Origin of the sequence: Pelotalea chapellei, assembly GCF_018531195.1 — a bacterium.
In the GTDB taxonomy this organism is placed as follows: domain Bacteria; phylum Desulfobacterota; class Desulfuromonadia; order Geobacterales; family Pseudopelobacteraceae; genus Pelotalea; species Pelotalea chapellei.
Genome location: NZ_JAHDYS010000003.1, coordinates 1 through 17,067 on the forward strand (window position 1 = coordinate 1; position 17,067 = coordinate 17,067).

Sequence of the window (17,067 nt, forward strand, 5' to 3'; positions counted from 1 at the left end):
AAGCCCAGAGGGCAGTCGTGCTGCCATGTCCCGTGCACCGTTGTTAAGGAAAACCATACCCTCTACCTCTGAATATACAAGGGTTAGGGAGAGGGGGAAATATGCAGCCGTCTACCTCTCCACCGGCCAGTACTTCGGAAGCTGCTCCAGAACATTCCCTGCAAACTGCTGAAGTTTGGCTGCCGCGTTAGTAACCTGATCATCAGGGACCTGCATTGAAAGCTGCACAAAAGCTCCATCATTCCTGTTGCGGAGCAACCGGCCCCTGATGCGTTCGATGTTCTGTCCAACTCCGGTGGACAAGACTTTGGTTCCCGACGTCTGATACCAATGCAGCATCACGGTGTTGAGCCCGTCGCGACGCGCCTGCACATAATTGACCTTGTCAGCCGTGGTCTGATTGGAATGGGGAATCATCACGGTACGCGTGTCAACAATAGCCCAGCCTGCTCCTGGAAGGCAGGCATAGGGGTTATGACCGGTGCGCCCCCCTTTGGCCGTGCCGTAATATCCGACATACAGACTAAGGGGAGTACCGGCATCAGCCCGGTAGTGACGGTAAATGGAGATATCCGCGTTCAGTTCCCGGGTCACCTCTTCCGGAAAACGATCTTCAATCGCATGATAACCGGCCAGATTCAGCGGCAAACGCTCCAGCCCGGTTTGTACGACCGCAGGTTCTGGACGGGCAAAGACCAGACCCACAAGGGCAATGGTCGTGAGCAACATAATGACCGAGGCCAGAAAACTTTTACGGGAGATCATTGGCTTCCCCCTTGTTCAGAAAATGGAACAGACTGAAAAGCAGTGCGAATCCGAATATGAAAATGACGATTCCGGAAAATTCATGCAAAAACCCCTTGGCGACCTTGTCCCCAAAATAATGTGCCAGCACACCGGTACCGGTAACCCGCACGATATTCGCAGCAATGGCGATGGGAATTGCCGCCAGGATGAGCGAAATCTTGCGCCACCATCCCTTGCGGGACATAAAACAGAACACCAGGCTGATCATGGTCAGTGACACTATTGATCTGATGCCGCTGCAGGCTTCCGCCACCTCCAGCTGGGTCTGTACGAAATAAAGCATATTCCCCTCCCGATATACCGGTATGGCGCACTGGGAAATCAGCTTTTCCGAGATATGAGTGGCCATGAGCTGCAGCCTGCCTGAAACAAGGCTCAACAGCGAATAGGGAATAGGCACCATGAACAGCAGAATGCCGAGCGGGAAGGCCAGGAGCCTGACCTTTTTACCCCCCAGGCAGAACCAGGCAAGGCCTGACAAAGAGGCAACCATGGCCAGGCGTGCTGGAAAAGCAAGTCCCCCTGCGCTGCTCACCACGTATGTCAGCAAACTGGCTGCAAGCAATGCCCCGCCAAAGGGAGAACTGACGGTAGGAGTCTCATGCAGAAGTTCCCTTTGCTGCCAGACCAAAAACAGCGAGATGAACGGCACCAGAAAGGCGTGGGAGTTATCGGAATTGGCAATCCAATCCCTGACAAGTTCAGGAAAGAGCGGAGCAAAAGCAGCACACCATAGGATGATCAACAACAGGATTTTCAAGAGATCCTCCGTCGACATGGGGTCAGTAACTGTTCTTCCGTGAATGAGATGGCTGATCAATGTCGTATCGCGCGTGGACACATGGGAGTGAAGCGGCAGGGAGACAACCCGTGCAGCTGTTTCCGTGGCCACCGGATAGCTGCATTCTCCATCGAACTGGTCGGCCAGCTCTGGAATCCGGTCGATCGATTCAGGATATCCCCCAGATATACCCAACCCGAGTTCATCGCTTCTGCTGACGATCATCGCCTTTGTCTCCGCATCCTTTGCCAGAACAGGATACCTGAGCAGGTCCGGAACTTCGGCAGTGGAGGAGGAAATCAGCGGAATGTCCTCTTCAATAAAATCCTGAATTTTACGCCGCCTCATCTGCTTAAGTCCGGCAATCCTGGACTGCCACCCAGAAGCAAGTCCTGCCTGAAGCCACGACAGCCTGGCCAGCGAAAAACCGGTATCGAATTCGGTCCGGCCTATTTTCAAAAACGGCAGGGATCTGGGCAGCCAGTAGAACCACGGGTTAGTCAGCACCATCAAGGCAACTGCGTACAAAGCAAGTTTCAAACACCCTGCAGCATCATATGCTTGTGTTTCTGCCATCTGCCGAGCGATGGCTCTTCCAATCGGTTCGTTATCCGTCAGGATGACGCCCCCTTCTACCGTTGAGAAGCATTTGCCCCTCCCCAGACTGAACAGCCCCACATCACCGGATGTACCAAGTTTTGTTCCGTTCCATTCATTTCCCATGGCCTGGGCGGCATCTTCGATAACGAAAACTCCGCTCTGCCGCGCCATGTCTCGTACCTTGTTCACATCTGCCGGCACGCCATAAAGATGTGTAGGAACAACCGCCAGGAGCCGTTCGTTATTCATGAGCCTCTGAAGGTGATCATGATCGAAGTCAAAGGTCCCTGGCGCAAGATCGCACAGCCTTACCTTGAAACCAGCCCGCACAATTGCCGATGGAACCGAATAACAGGTGTAAGCGGGGATCAGTACCTCGTCCCTGCCGGGCTGGAGATCGTGGAGCGCCCTCAGGATCAGCACCATGGCTGTTTTCCCTGAAGAGACAGCACAACAATGACTTACCCGGAAATATTCCCGTAGCTCCGACTCAAAGCGGTCTACAGCGCCTTCCCCTTGAAAGATTGCAAAGAGTCCCCTGAGCAGGTCCCGAACGCCGAGCGCTACTGCAACTGGTGGAAGGGTCCTGCCGATACGCGGAAGACTGATATGGGATGTCGAATGAAATTGTGATTGCAATACTGGCAATAGAATCTTCCAGGGAGTCCCGACAGGCTCCATAGGTGGAGTTGATCAATTGCAGAAGTATTTCACGTTTGATGCCACACTGGTAAATCGTTGGTTATCAGATATTTAGATGGATTCAGAGGGACTGGAGCATGTTACAGCAGATGATTCGTAAGCGGATGCAGGTCAGTAAAATGCTGAACTGACAGGGATGTGGAGTGATGTTAAGAATTTTACGAAGTTAGATTTGTGGCTAATTCAATTAACTCTTTTCATATTTCAAGAAAAAGAAGCCAAATTTTCTTCGAACAGATGATGCCAGATTCCCAGTGAATCGAGCAGCAATTCATCCTTGAAAGGTTTTTTTGAGCAGAAGGAAATCAACTTTTTCAGTTTTCTTTTGGCGTATGGAAGTATTCCAATAAAATTTTTCTTATCCAGATTCCAGGGTTTTTCACTCCCTATGTAATGAATCACTTTAACAGGCCGCCTACCCCCTTTAATTGCATAACCAAACTGTCGGTACCTATCCAGGTGGCAGTGGAACATGTTGTAGCCATGGTCGAGATGCAATTCCTGGCAGCCATCCCAATCCGGATAATATGCCTGAAGAAAATCCTGATCTCCCCCTTTCTCCACATTCTCTATCTTTCCAACCTTCCCCAGCATGTCACGGTAAAGTTCACATGAGGGTTCAATAACCATCAAACCGGAGTTCAGCCCGGTCCAGTGGCGATATTCCGGGAGCATTCCCCCTGCGTTTACCGCAGACATGTGCGGCTTATCAAACAACTCGTCGATGTTTTTTACAATCAGCATATCCGCATCAAGAAAGACAATTTTGTCATACTGGGTCTGGCTGAAAATATCCAGTTTTGAGTAGGTGAAGGCCCAATGATCGTCTTTTGCTATGGCTGTCGGATTTTCAATGGTGCACTGCATCAGCTTGTACTCGATGCCGCAGTTGCTGAGCACCTTCCGTGATTCTTCGGATACCGAGTCGCTGATCAGGAGCAGAAAAGGATAGTCGGTACCGGTGCGCATCAGGGAATGATAGAGCACCATAATCCCATCCAGGTAACTGTCGGTCGATAACACCGAGATGTAGCAGCAATTTCGTTGTACAGAATTATCTACTGAAATCAGGCATGGTTGAGGGTACATGATGATCTCCGAAAAGCGTGCAGTCCCACCCTCTCACTTGAAGGAAAGTGCTGCAGGCGAATTAGGTATCTGTTGAGAAACTCAGGTTGTTCAAAAATAGTCAGATCGTCGCACCCGGAGAACGCCCCGCGGAGGCAGCCCCCTCTCTATCTCTCCCCCGCTGGGGGAGAGCATGCCTTGTCCTCTCCCTGTGGGAGAGGGATTGGGTGAGGGCAGCAGCGCTACGTCGCACAAGGTGGCTTTCGAGGACGGCGGCGAGATGGCTGTTTTTCAACAACCTGTTAGATCACGGAATGTTCTTCACAATCGCCGGTCCCAAAATCTTTGTCACCGGCACAGGCAACTGCTGCCAGAGTTTTACCGCCATCCGATATTTCGGGTTGGAGGGATTGAGCTCAGGCAACTGTTGTCCATCCTTGAGCAGGTATTGCCAGTAGAGCGGTACCGGTTTCGCACCCCATTGTTTCTTGAAACAAAAGGTACCCTCCCCCGGAGTTGACCTGCCGAAGTCGAATCTTTGTGCCCCCTGGGCTATGGCAAATTTGATCGCCTCCCAGTAGAGCAGATTGTTGGGACATTTATTCTTGTAGTCGCTGATCGAGGATGCCCAGGGCACCTCCAGAACATCCCTGTACCAGGTCATCAGACCCGCAGCTATCGTTATGCCGTCACATTTGACAATAATGATACGGGTCGTATCACGAAAGGTTTCCAGGATGGTCTGAAAGAAATTCCTGCCATATACAGGGGTTCCGAGATCTCTCATGTTGCGGCAGAACACTTCGTAAAACTGGTCCAAAAGCTCGCTGCCGCCAATCTCTGTTGTCAGACCGCTTTTTTCAGCCTTGCGAACCTGGTTGCGAACCTTGCTGTCCAAAGCCTTCCATTGATTATCTGCTGTTTCATGTAGATCAAGGACCATGCTGACCTTGTGCTGCTTTGTTTCGGCATCCATTGAGCATTCCGTGTGGCGGAACTCAGCAAAATCCGCATGCTGCCCGGCCATAAGCAAACGTGACTCTGCTACCAGAAGGCCAGTCGCATCTTCATTATCACTAAGCATACCGCCATAATTGAAAAAGGGCAGTGAGATCATGAAATTTCCGAAAAGCCTGCTTTTCATGTGAACAAGGGGCAGAATTCCGCAAATCTCGTTGTCACCTTTCATGGCAGCCAGATAGTAGGTCTTGTGGCCGAAACTTTTCTCGATAACCTCCCGCCAACCATAGAGGTGATAATTACTGCTCGCCTTTTGTGAGGTAACAAAGGAATCCCAGGCAGATCCATCCTTGTCGTAACCTTGTACGCGTATCTTCATTGTGATCATCCATCCTGCCGCAACCCGCCAGCCTTCATCACAATGGGGGGAAGCAGCGGCATTTTCAGAAATTCAGGCCCGAACGCAACCTGTTAAGCACACGGGCCATGAAAGACGGCACGCATGACTTGAAAAGTTCCAGATAAAGTTCGCTGTGGTACGGAAAGGTGCGAATCAGGGAGGCAGCCTTGCGGCGGGCAAGAGTGTGGTGACCCTGCTGACGGTAATGATGGGGCAGCGAGCGGCGGAGTTGATCCAGCCGTCCTCGAACCAGGTCGGCTTCCGCTCCCGACCCTTGAAGAAGCGTGTGTTCCTCCACAAGCAACTCAAACATGCGAATCATGGATTCGGTCATCTCCACATGATTCTTGCTGAGGCTGCCGGAGCGCCAGCGATACATTGCCAGAGGCTCAGGTATGTACCCCACGGCATAACCATTCAGGGCGGCTCGGATCCAGTGCAGGTAGTCTTCGGATTGATGAAAGCGGGTATCGAACCCGCCGGATCTGTCATGGCAGCTGCGACGTTCCAATACCGTAGGCACCTGAATTGCGCATCCTTTGAGCAATGCTTTGAGACAGTGCCCGCTGACTGCCGCATTTTGCCGAAGCTGGTACCAATTTGGCTGTATGGGGTTGTCCTGCTCATCAATAATGTACAGGTCACTGTGCACCAGGCCACACTCCGGATGCAGGTCAAGGAATGCCACCTGCTGCTCGAGCTTGCCCGGACACCACATGTCATCCGCATCCAGATAGGCGATAAACTCTCCATTAGACCTGGAAATACCGAGGTTGCGTGCTGCCGATGGCCCCGCGTTGGACTGGGACAGGTACGTGACCTTGCCTTTCCAGCGCTCAAGCAGGGCCGCCGTTTCATCCGTTGAACCGTCATCCACAACTATTATCTCGAGATCGCTATAGGTCTGATCCACAACTGACTGAAGAGCGCGCTCTATGAAAGATGCACAGTTGAATGTGGGTGTGATTACCGAAACACGTGGCATAACGATTCTCCGGAGTGGCTACTTCAGATCTGGAGTCAGTCGAGCTGCAAACAGGCTCTGCTTGAACTTTCTCAGTTTCTCGAACAGCCAGTCCGGCATTGAGAAGATGCAGAAATAAAGGATATCTTTCGGACAGTACGGATATTTTTGAAGAGCCTCCAGCATCAGGCTTTTTGCCTTGCTGCGGTTGGTGGCCGAAAAATAATATTTGTAGGCAAAACGCTTCAAAGTGTTGTGGATGTTGAAATTAAAAGCTTTGCAGAAATCCTGGTCAGACAGGCGGGCTTCCTTGATATGCTGGTAGATCAGCTTGTTAAAAACGTAGAAATTGGCTTTGAGATGTTTGTCAAGGTTCTGGGAAATGCCTGTGCCTCGGACCCGGTAGCTGAACAGACTTCCCTCACAGAAAAGCACTTCACCGTTGCATGCTATCCGCAGCCAGAGATCATAATCCTCACAGGAAATGCACTCCCTGCTTTCATCAAAGTAGCCGACGCGTGAGAATATTTCGCGACGTATCAAAGTGCCTGAGGGAGAATTGATCCGGTTGCTCTTCAAAAAATCCAGATACACCGAACCGCTGGGGAACTCCCGGGGGCCCTGATTGGGAATCAATGCTCCCTCTTCATCAACCAGCTCCGGGTATGAATACACCAGGGCGCACTCCGGATGTGCCTGCAGCAGCCTGACTTGTTCAGCCGTTTTGGTGGGATGCCAGAGATCATCGTCATCAAGGAGAGCAATGACATCTCCACGGGCAATACGGATCCCATGATTTCTGGCTGCCGCCGGGCCACCGTTTTCCTGCCGTACATATTTAACTTTGGGAGCATAGGGGGCCACGATGGAGCGTATGTCCTCCCGAGAACCATCATCGACCACGATTATTTCCAGCAGTTCGTAAGTCTGGGCCAAGGCCGATTCAACTGCCTGGGCCAGGTAACGGGTTCCGTTGTAGGTCGCGATTACTGCAGATACTGTCAGCATAGCCGTCCTTTCTAGCCTCTTAAGTGTTGTCTCTTCAGCTGTTCAGTGTTTTGAACAGCCTCGTCCGGGTCTGGCTGGCCAAGGTGCCCTTGAAAAGGTTGATCCAGAAATAGGGATGCCATGATATGAACAATCTGAAGACTGCCCTGAACCACACAGGAAGCGCCCCTTTCTGATCCGGTGCCCCACCCTTGCCCCTGAGCGCTGCCCAGACCCCTTCAAGGCATGCATTAAAAATTGGCTTTTCCTCTTGATCGTAAAAATATTTCAGATGTCCAATCATCACGCTCAAGTAATGCCAGAACATCACCATTCGTCTGAATCCGCTGAGGTGGTCCTTCCAGAGGAAATAGACGTTGCGCGTCATCAGAAAGACATGGAAAGGAGAACGTTTTCCGGATGTCTGTGATTCCTTGTGCAGAATGTGCGCATGCATCAGGACTCTGGTTTTAAAGCCGGCCTGGAGAGCACGCAGGGAATAGTCGAAATCTTCCTGGTAGGCAAAATACCGCGCCTTCAGGAAACCTATTTTTTCGATAACACTCTTTCTGACAAACAGCGCAGTGCCGTACAGGATCAGAAGCCGCTGCATCTGTGGATCATCCAGCTGACAGGGATCTGTTACCGGATTGATTTCAAAGTTGGCAAAGTCAGGGTAAGCACCGATATACTGGACCTTCTCCGGATCATCGTAGTACCGCACCAGCGGGCTGATCAGACCGACTTCGGGAGATGATTCAGCCTCAGCGACCAGTTTTCCCAGTACATCAGGATCGACAACCGTATCGTTATTAAGCAGCCAGACATAATCGGCCCCGTGCTGCAAAGCGTGGTACATGCCAACATTGTTGCCCCCTGTGTACCCGAAGTTCTGGTTGTTTTCGATCAGCAGCACCCACGGAAAAGCACGCCGGATGGTTTCGACCGAACCATCGGAGGAACCGTTGTCAACGACGATAATTTCATAATCCGGATAGCTCAATCGTGAGAGAGACTCCAGGCATTCAATTGTGTGGGCAACACCGTTCCAGTTAAGGACAATGATGAAGACCCGCGGCATGGCTGCTGTTTCCTTCATTGTGTTCTGCATGCCGAGAGACCGGTTCGGATTCTTCGGTTGATGTAGCCATTCATGAATGCCAGCTTCTCCCTGATTTTCATCTTTTTCGCCGGAATGCGGGATATCCGCTCCACAGCATCAAGCATGCTTTGTCCCACCTGCGCTGAGGTGTACCGCTCTTCAATGGTCTGAACAGCATTACGGCGGATATCGGCATGCAGATGCGGATTTTCGAGCAGTTCGATCACAGCATTCGCAAAGGCTTGGGGAGACTCGGCAACCAATATGTTTTTCCCATTGGTCAACCCCATCCCTTGAACCCCGACAGGTGTGGAAACCACCGGCACCCCGTGTGCCATTGCCTCGCCAATTTTGCCTTTCATGCCGGCTCCGAACCTAAGTGGTGCTATGGAAATATGGCTGCGATGTAGATATGGGGTTGTCTCGGGTACATACCCTGTGACAGTGATGTAGTCATTTGCCAGGGACCTGATCCGGGGAGGAGGGTTGCTGCCGACAATGGTAAGCGTAATTTCCGGCTTCCTTTGCCTGATCAACGGCAATATGTCTTCGCAGAAGTGCAGCATTGCATCCACATTCGGTTCATGAAGAAAGCCTCCGACGAAAATGAGTGTGTCCGGTATAAAAGGATCATCGCACAGGCAGATCTGGTGGATGTTTGACACAATTTCACAGTTTATTTTGGGATCAACTGTGCGAAGTGAGGCGGCATCATCCGCGGTAACCGTAATGACGGCATCTGCTCCGCGATACATGGCCAGTTCCCGCTCCCTGGTACTCAGATACTCCTCATTATCCTCCGGAGCTCCCGACAGCTCATGCTTCAGCTTGAGCCTCAGGAAATGCACATCCACCGAATCGATCACCACCCGGCACTCCGGTTGAAGTATCCGTATCCGATCCAGGTAATATTCCGCGATCATATAAAACTCAAGTATCGCCAACTTGAATATTTCATTCCTCAACAGTCGCTTGAGAGACAGTTCTTCAATAAAAACTTTAATGCCGAGCTGTTCAAGTGCGGCAATGTGGCCCGAGTCACCCGCTCCAACTCCCTTGGCAAAAAAATAGAGTTCATACTTCTTCGCCAGTATCCCGAGCATGGCAAAGAGACGGACATCGCCGGAGTTCATGTCAGGCCGTGGCACAGTTGGTGAAATGATCAGAATCTTTTCCCGTATCTCTTCTGGTTGGATACTATTCAAGTGCTTTCTCCCTGCCCCTGCCCGATGTCATTGGAGCAAGTGATCTGTGGTATTTGACCCTGCCGTTGATAAAGCCGAGCGTTTTGCACATAAACATCTCGTCAAGAAAAATGTTCTGCTTGCGCCGCATCGTGTCTTTTGCAAATCCGACTACGGTTGTGAAGGCATCTTTGACCATATAGTACGGGACCCCCATCAGGTTGCGATGCGGGTAATGCCCCATCTGAATTCCCTCCAGTTCGCCTGCATCAAACATCCATTTACGAAAATAATTCTTCTGCATCCTGTTTTCATTGATGCAGTGCTGCACCACGATCTCAGGCAGGTAGTAGACCCCTTCGCCCTGTATGATCAGATTCCGGATCAGCTCAATCTCTTCATTCCCGTAAAGCTTGCCCCCGGTTCGGCCGAGAGAGACATCGAACAGGCCATATTTTTTGAACATGGATTTTCTGATGATCAGGTTGGCGCCCCACAGCATCGGCTCGGTCATCCGCTTCTTTCGGTCTCCCAGATCCAGCAAGGCCAGGTAAGGATGCAGCTCAGGCGTCAGCCATGGCGGGCATCTTTTTCCCCACCGCGGAACAATGCGGCCACCGGCACAGGAGATACCCTCATCCTGGAACGCGCCGTGTATTTTGATCAGCCAATTCCAGTCAACAAGTACATCGTCATCTGTAAAGGCAAGGACATCTCCCTCTGCCGCCTCTATGGCGGTATTCAGTGCATATGACTTTCCCTGCCGCCCTTCGAAGAGATACCTGATGTTCCCCTCAGGACCGTTAATGAAGTTTTCAACAACCCCTCTGGTGTCGTCACTGGAGTTGTTATCCACCACAAGTAGTTCACATTCGCAGGATGCACGCGGAATGAGTGCAGCAAGACGCTCCATGGTTTTTTCAAGACTTGCGCATCGATTGTAGGTGCAGATAATGATGCTTATTTTCATGGCAATCCTTGTCCCCAGGATTATGAAGCTGTTGGAAAACTCAGGTTGTTCAAAAATAGTCAGATCGTCGTCCCCGGAGGATGCCCCGCGGAGGCAGCCCCCTCTCTATCTCTCCCCCGCTGGGGGAGAGCATGCCTTGTCCTCTCCCTGTGGGAGAGGGATTGGGTGAGGGCAGCAGCGCTACGCCGCACAAGGTGGTATTCGAGGACGGCGGCGAGGTGGCTGTTTTTCAACAACCTTTTATTCGAAGATCTCGTCTCTGATGGTTTCCAGGTACCCCATCCCGAATTTAAGATCAGGTTCCAGATAATTTCCTTCCGCCCACTCATTCCATGACTTGATAAAAACGAGCCGGTGATCCATTGGCCGTGCCTGAACGTGCCGTATGGAATTTTTCAATGGAATTCTGAACAGATCCGGAGTGGAGCCATGAAGTACCATGCCGTTTACTCCGCTTCTCGGAGTGTTGTCCCAGTTGGGAAGAATGCAGGGATACTCCTGGAAGTCATAGGTGTCCTTGTACATCCAGGCCGAAAGTACTTTTTCATAGTGATGGATGGTGGGCCTGCCGGTTATATGCTGATACTTTCTTTTCAACCGGTTAACTGTCTCAAACCTGGAACGATCATCCAGTCTCAACAAAGGCAAGCGGTCCTTGGGTGTCGAAGCATCAAATCCGATTTCTCTTGGGTCCCAGCCGGTTTCCCTCGACATTGCCACGAGGTAGAGCCCCTTGAGTCCTGCCTCATGGGCCAGCTCCCGCCAAAAATCGGTCAACATCAGGATGTCCGGGATGTTGGTCGGGTCGTAGATCATAAACAGCGGCTTTCCATCAACAGTTGCGTACCTGCTGTCCGAGAAGGCTTTCAAGAGCGTGAAGAAATGCGCCCGATGATCTTCAAGCCCTGGATAGACCTGTTCAATCAGGGTCCGCCCCGGGGCTCCTGCCCAGATCCCGGTCCAGGAATGGTTTGCCCAGCAGAGACAGAATGGAAAATCAGGTTCCCCGGACGCAAGTACCTCATTGAACGGCCTTTCCAGAATCCTCTTGCCGCCGAACCAGTAATGGTAGTAGCAGAACGCTTCTATTCCATGTTCACGAGCCATTTCCGCCTGGGCGGCCCGTGTGTCCGGCACGCGCAGATCGTAATAGCCGAGATCAGCCGGAACATGCGGTTGGTAATGTCCCCGGAACATCGGTTTCGCCCTGCCGACGTTAGTCCACTCGGTGAATCCCTTGCCCCACCAGGCATCGTTTTCAACTGTTGGATGAAATTGCGGTAGATAAAAGGCTATCAGGCGTGCTTTTTTCTGCTTTCGCTTCATTTTTCCATGGGGCATTTTGTACTGACTCCATTACAAAAAGTGGCGGCACCATGACGAACCGTGGTCCACGATCTGCGGACCAGCTTGGCCATGCCAATCAGATAAGAAACACAGGTGTCTGAAACAAGTTTCCAGGTAGGCAGTTCCCCTCGTTTCCTCCCCCGCGAGCCATGACGGAGAAGGCACAGAAAAAGTTTGCAATCGATCTTTGGTGACAGCCCCAAAGATCGTGCCAGGCGAAAAGTGCTCACCAGGGGATCCTCATTGATCAGCGCGGAAAACGCTGTCCAGTAACCGGAATAAACAGGGTCTACATGTTCCTGCTCATGCAGCGAACGTACGCGATGAACATCGGGAAGCTTTTTCTGGATGTCGGCAAGATAACGCGCCCAGCCTGTTCCACAGTGATGGGAACGGACGGATCGGGAAAATCTTTCTCCACACTTAAGACGCTCTTCCCGGTTATTCAGCAGCAGGTGAATGCGCTCCAGATATGTTGATATGTCAGCTGCCCTCTCGAACAGATCCATTGCAATACCGTCTGTTGTGAACGGAGGAGGACAGGCGACCGGCGGCAGAATGCACGGCAGACCTGCCAGCGCCGCCTCGAGGCACGCTGTGGTCGAACCGAAGGGGAAACCCTCCAGGTAAAGGTCTGCGGCCTGGAAAAACACCGGCATGGCTATATCCCGCTGCTTTTCAACCAGTATGAAACGCCCCCCCGAATGTTTCCGAAGTTCCTCCCAATGGGCATTATCCTGAGGACCGACAACCACCAGAAATGCATGTTGGTCAGCCTCAAGTACGGACCGCATCAACTGGATGAAATTCGCACCTTCAAGCGGAGTATATTTGTTGCCTATTCCCACACTCAGCATCACCGGAGCATCCAGCGGAATATTGAGCGAATCTCTGAACTTGCGGGCTTCTTCCGCCTTCTGTGCCAGGCTGACATACGGCTCTGAAAGAGGAAGAGGAAGATGCATGATTTTGGACACACTACGGTGTCTGACGGTCCATTCGTCTTCCTTTTGTGAAACCCGGCAATCCAGGACCACATCCGCCACCGAAACACCTACCCAGAAAATGTGGGCTGCATGGTTGACCAGCAGCACAGGCGGCCCGCCTGCCTGCGCTAGAGCAACAGTCGGCGTGATATCCCAGGGATGGGTATGCAGCACGACCACATCGGCATTATTCATCACGAGATCCCGCAGCATCCCGGCCTTGGCGGTTATGGTCTGATTACCGTCTATTTCATGTATTTCGCCATTACGGGAGCGGGTTAATTCAGACAACAAAGAGGGTACCGGCACGGTCTGTGACAAAAGTGCGATACTGTGGGCATTCTGCTGCGGATCGTGCTGAATCCACCTTTTAAGCATGGCACTGTGACCCCCGTCCTCGCGGACCTCTGTGAGCACATGTAACCACCTTCTTGGTAGACCCGCCTTGAAAACTCTCTCTGGCGTTTCCAATTCAGCACCAATTTCCACAAGCTGCTTTTCAAGTTCCGGAGAAACCAGGGGAACACACTCGCAGGCCATTACGCGGGCCGAGAGTTGATACCATTGCAATGCATCCTCAATGCGCCCGCGCCTTCTGCAGCGTGCTGCATTACGCATGCACCACGTGGCAACAGCACCATTGATTTTCAGCCGTTCTTCAGCAAAACGCATTAACTCTCCCGGTCAGTACCGCTGGGCCACACGCAGCATATCTACAGGACCATTTCCACGTATCATGCCAAAATAAATTATCTGTACTTTCAGACACTTAAGTTTGAAAGCCATTCTTTGGCGAGGTAAAAATTTTAAAGGCTCGGATTAGTGATTTGAGGAAAAAACCATGAGTAATGGCAGGGATAAGGCAGTTCGCAAAAATGTTACCGGTGTTACTTTTAAAACTATGAGTCTTTCGATGACTCGCTTCAGGTTTCTTGGCGGGGGCATGCAGAAAGTATCTGTCAGAAGCGGGGAATTTATCAGCAATCTGGCCCGGCTCTTCGTTGAGCCGGGCCTTTCTTTTTAACGAGTTCCCAGCGGAATGAACTTCACATCAACCCAGTAGTTGGAGCTGTTTAAGCTCCGATCAGGAAAAACGCTGTCTGAACCATAGGCAAAAACGCCGTTGCCACCTGGTGCGCCATCGGTTAAAGCGTGCAGCGGAGGATTATCTACCCCTTTGCCGGCGAAATAGAACCGGTCCCTGCTGTAATGTCCCATATTTGTGTGATAGGAGGCGACATAGACAGTGTTGGCAGCAATCGGCACTGGTGAGGCAAAGGTGACCTCCTGCCAGCCCGAGGGGAATTCATTGGTGAAAGTGGAACGGGCCAGCAGTTGACCGGTGTTGCTCCACAGGCTACCGGTGTGAGTTCCCATATTAATGGGAGCTTTATAAAAACGGATGCCGCTGATATACCCCTCCTTCTCCGAAAAGAATTTCACTCCCACCTCTATCGGTTTGTCCTTTCCGGCATCGAGCTCGCCGGGAATAGCGGTTGCTGCCCAGATGGTGGAGGAGGAACCTGTCTGCACCGGAATGGTAATTATCACCGTGGCACTCTTGGCGGCCGACACGTTGCCGGCCGCATCTTTTGCCCAGGCATAGAGTATTTTGCTTCCGGGAGAGCCAAAGGTGTAGGAGACGGGGGCTGTAGCAGACCATCCGCCGGCGGATGGAAGAGGAGCAGTGGATGATTCTGTGACCAGGTAAGCGGTAACGCCGGTGTTATCTACGGCAGTCAGAGTCGTAACCGGTACGCTCAATACTGCAGAATTAACGGGAACTGCAAAGGAGGTCACTACGGGAGCAGTTGTATCAGCGGATGTGGTCGTTGCGCTGAAAACCACATCAACCCAATAGTTGCTGTCATTCCATCCGTTTATTGGAAAACTGCCGGGAGGGCCGTAAGCATACACGCCATTTGCTCCTGACCCACCGCTCGGCAGCGCATGCAGCGGCGGAGAATCCTTGCCGCTGCCGGTGAAATAGTTCAGGTCGTAGCTGTAATGCCCGTTTGCCGCATGGTAGGAGGCGATATAAATGGTATTGGCAGTAACCGCCACCGGGGTGGCGAAATCAGCCTGCTGCCAACCTACAGCAGTCTCATTAGTGAAGCTGGCAGTGCCGAGCAGTGTACCGTTGCTGCTCCAAAGACGGGCAGAATGTGGACCGATGTTTGTTGCTGATTTGTAGAAACGGATCCCGCTGATGCTCCCACTGGAATCTGCACGGAATTTAACCCCCAGTTCTACCGGGCTGTCGGGCCCGTCATCAAGAACAGCCGGGACAGATGTGGCAGGCCATAGTGTCGACCCGCTTGCAGGTAACGCAATCGCCTGCACTGTCAGATTGATGCCGGATATGATTCCGTCATAACTGGCGTAAATGACCGCGGTGCCGGGGGTGATTGCCGTGACGAGGCCGGAGCTGCTCACACTGGCCACTTCTGGCCCTGAAGATGTCCAGACTGCATTTGTGATAGTCCTGATACTGCCATCGGCGAAGGTGCCCCGTATCGTCATCTGCTGACTCTTCCCGACAGTGAGAACGATATTTTCCGGTGCCGGTGCCAGGGAAACGATTTTCAACGGCGCAGGGCGTTTGATAACGACAGTTGTGCCGCCGTCGTGGCGCACCCGCAGCACCTTTGATTCAGGATCGAACGTCCAGCCCGCCTGATCGAGCTCTTGGCGCTGTTGAAGTGTCCCGCCGTCAAGGGTCACGGAAAGCGGGGTGAAATTGATTACCAGTGTCTCCGTGGAAGCACTGTCGGCAGTTGTGTAGGTAATCCCTGAAACCTCATATGCAATGGAGCGGATCAGGGATGTAGTCTTTACCAGGTGGTTCTCCCCTTTCGGCGCCCATTCAGGAACAGCTCCAAGACTGGTCATGAAATGGCGAACGTAGTCGCCGTAACCGTCGGTGAACCACTGGTTGTTGACTTCCGGGCCATCGATAACCACACCATCCGGCCGGGCCATGTAGGTGGACCAGTTGAGTGCGCGGTATGCTTTATCCCTGGCCTGGAGATCTCCGGTTGCAGAGTACAGAAGAGCATTGACCGAAGCGTAGCGTGAGGTGTGGCTGCCCATGGGGTGATGAAAGATCATCTGCTCGGAAATGCTGTTGGCGCCATAGGCCGGCTCAGCAAACATCTGTTCCACCCAGGCGATCAGGTCCCGGACGTGGTGTTCCCAGTCGGCATCATACTCCGGATGTTCCAGAAGATAGCGCGCCGTCATCATGGCGCTGTACTGGTCGAAATTTCTGTTATCCGGCTGGATGGGATCATCCTCGAAATAGTTTGACCAGATATTATTCTGCATCGGGAAATTCATCATCCAGTTCCAGGCGCTGTCCCTGGCGCTTTGGTAGGCGGCGGTGTTACCGAGTCCGAGTTTGATCAACCCGTCGAACAGCCTGATTGGACCGATGACATTGGCGTTATAATTCTCGCGCACTTCCCCGGTCTGGGCATAGACCCGGTGGGGCCAGGGAGAGGTATCGGCAGTAGCGGGGCGGATATTGCGGGCAAGTGCATCGGCGGCACGGATTGCCGCATCACGAAAATCGGCATTGCCGTCAAAGCGGTAAAGCTGCAGCCAGGCAAACCCAAGTTCACCCACCTTATCCGGCTGAATAACTCCCTGGCCGTCCCCCTGGCCGGTGACATTGCCGTAGGCGGCACCCCGGTAGACCAGGGAACCGGCATCGCCGCTAGCGTAGGGAACATTCGGCCAGACCCAGCCGTCGGGGGTCATGCCGTTTTGAAGATGGGCTGTTGCAACATCACGGGCAATGTTCATCGGTCCAATGTTCCCGGAATAGCCGTAATATTTGAGGGCCGATTCGATGAGCATGCCATACAGCCCCGCGGGATTATGGGGCCAGGGATACGGCTGCTGGGTATCCGGAAGCAGGTAACTGTAACTGTAGTAACACGGCTTTCCGTTGCTGGCCGTGGGAACCCGGTTAAGCAGGTAATCCCAGGCCAGATCCATCACATGGCCATATGCCTGTCCAGGCTCTTTGGTCCAGGGGATAATCTTACCGCTTGCATCAAGTACGACCGCATGGCCGTTGAGTACATCTGCCTTGGCCTGTGGCGCATTTCCCGCACATGCCGTGAACAGCCCGAAGATTACTATTAATACTGTCATCATTTTGCGCATGTTTCCTCCCTTAACCTTACCGGCTAAAACCGGTGC

13 protein-coding genes are annotated in these 17,067 nt (G+C 52.3%); 1 reads left to right on the forward strand and 12 read right to left on the reverse strand.

The genetic code is table 11. The features are described from left to right. Positions 1–111: 111 nt before the first annotated feature. The 11 genes from KJB30_RS03485 to KJB30_RS03540 form a co-directional block, all read right to left on the reverse strand. A complete protein-coding gene (locus tag KJB30_RS03485; RefSeq protein WP_214296558.1) occupies positions 112–765 on the reverse strand; it encodes an exosortase C-terminal domain/associated protein EpsI in 654 nt (217 codons plus the stop codon). Continuing rightward, positions 752–2,836, reverse strand: a complete 2,085-nt coding sequence (gene xrtA, locus KJB30_RS17945) for an exosortase A (RefSeq protein ID WP_246545480.1) — start codon at positions 2,834–2,836, stop codon at positions 752–754. Before xrtA ends, KJB30_RS03485 begins: the two co-directional genes overlap by 14 nt. 258 nt (positions 2,837–3,094) lie before the next feature. Further along, the gene (locus KJB30_RS03500) at positions 3,095–3,979 is read right to left on the reverse strand and encodes a glycosyltransferase (protein ID WP_214296559.1); all 885 of its coding nucleotides are present in this window, start codon (positions 3,977–3,979) and stop codon (positions 3,095–3,097) included. Between the two features lie 286 nt (positions 3,980–4,265). Then, on the reverse strand, positions 4,266–5,297 hold the full coding sequence (locus KJB30_RS03505) for a FemAB family XrtA/PEP-CTERM system-associated protein (protein WP_214296560.1): 1,032 nt from the start codon (positions 5,295–5,297) through the stop codon (positions 4,266–4,268). A gap of 64 nt (positions 5,298–5,361) precedes the next feature. Beyond that, positions 5,362–6,303 carry a glycosyltransferase family 2 protein gene (locus KJB30_RS03510; RefSeq protein WP_214296561.1) on the reverse strand — a complete coding sequence of 314 codons (942 nt, stop codon included), beginning with the start codon at positions 6,301–6,303 and terminating at the stop codon, positions 5,362–5,364. A gap of 18 nt (positions 6,304–6,321) precedes the next feature. Beyond that, positions 6,322–7,290, reverse strand: coding sequence for a glycosyltransferase family 2 protein (locus KJB30_RS03515; RefSeq protein WP_214296562.1), 969 nt, complete (start codon positions 7,288–7,290; stop codon positions 6,322–6,324). A 34-nt stretch (positions 7,291–7,324) separates the two neighbouring features. Beyond that, complete coding sequence (locus tag KJB30_RS03520; protein WP_246545481.1) at positions 7,325–8,368, reverse strand: glycosyltransferase family 2 protein; 1,044 nt, start codon at positions 8,366–8,368, stop codon at positions 7,325–7,327. Further along, a complete protein-coding gene (locus KJB30_RS03525; RefSeq protein WP_214296563.1) occupies positions 8,365–9,576 on the reverse strand; it encodes a glycosyltransferase in 1,212 nt (403 codons plus the stop codon). Before KJB30_RS03525 ends, KJB30_RS03520 begins: the two co-directional genes overlap by 4 nt. Next, positions 9,569–10,525 carry a glycosyltransferase gene (locus KJB30_RS03530; protein WP_214296564.1) on the reverse strand — a complete coding sequence of 319 codons (957 nt, stop codon included), beginning with the start codon at positions 10,523–10,525 and terminating at the stop codon, positions 9,569–9,571. Before KJB30_RS03530 ends, KJB30_RS03525 begins: the two co-directional genes overlap by 8 nt. 240 nt (positions 10,526–10,765) lie before the next feature. Then, the gene (locus KJB30_RS03535) at positions 10,766–11,866 is read right to left on the reverse strand and encodes a glycosyltransferase WbsX family protein (protein ID WP_246545482.1); all 1,101 of its coding nucleotides are present in this window, start codon (positions 11,864–11,866) and stop codon (positions 10,766–10,768) included. Beyond that, positions 11,848–13,530 (reverse strand): glycosyltransferase family protein, encoded by a 1,683-nt coding sequence (locus tag KJB30_RS03540; RefSeq protein ID WP_214296565.1) that lies wholly within the window; start codon positions 13,528–13,530, stop codon positions 11,848–11,850. Before KJB30_RS03540 ends, KJB30_RS03535 begins: the two co-directional genes overlap by 19 nt. Positions 13,531–13,699: 169 nt before the next feature. Between KJB30_RS03540 and KJB30_RS03545 the strand changes: the two genes are divergently transcribed. Next, positions 13,700–13,882: a hypothetical protein gene (locus KJB30_RS03545; protein WP_214296566.1), complete on the forward strand. Its 183-nt coding sequence runs from the start codon at positions 13,700–13,702 to the stop codon at positions 13,880–13,882. On the opposite strand, the gene KJB30_RS03550 is transcribed toward KJB30_RS03545, so the two are convergent. After that, complete coding sequence (locus KJB30_RS03550) at positions 13,879–17,031, reverse strand: DUF4082 domain-containing protein (RefSeq protein ID WP_214296567.1); 3,153 nt, start codon at positions 17,029–17,031, stop codon at positions 13,879–13,881. The two genes, KJB30_RS03545 and KJB30_RS03550, sit on opposite strands and share 4 nt — an antisense overlap. Positions 17,032–17,067 lie beyond the last annotated feature (36 nt).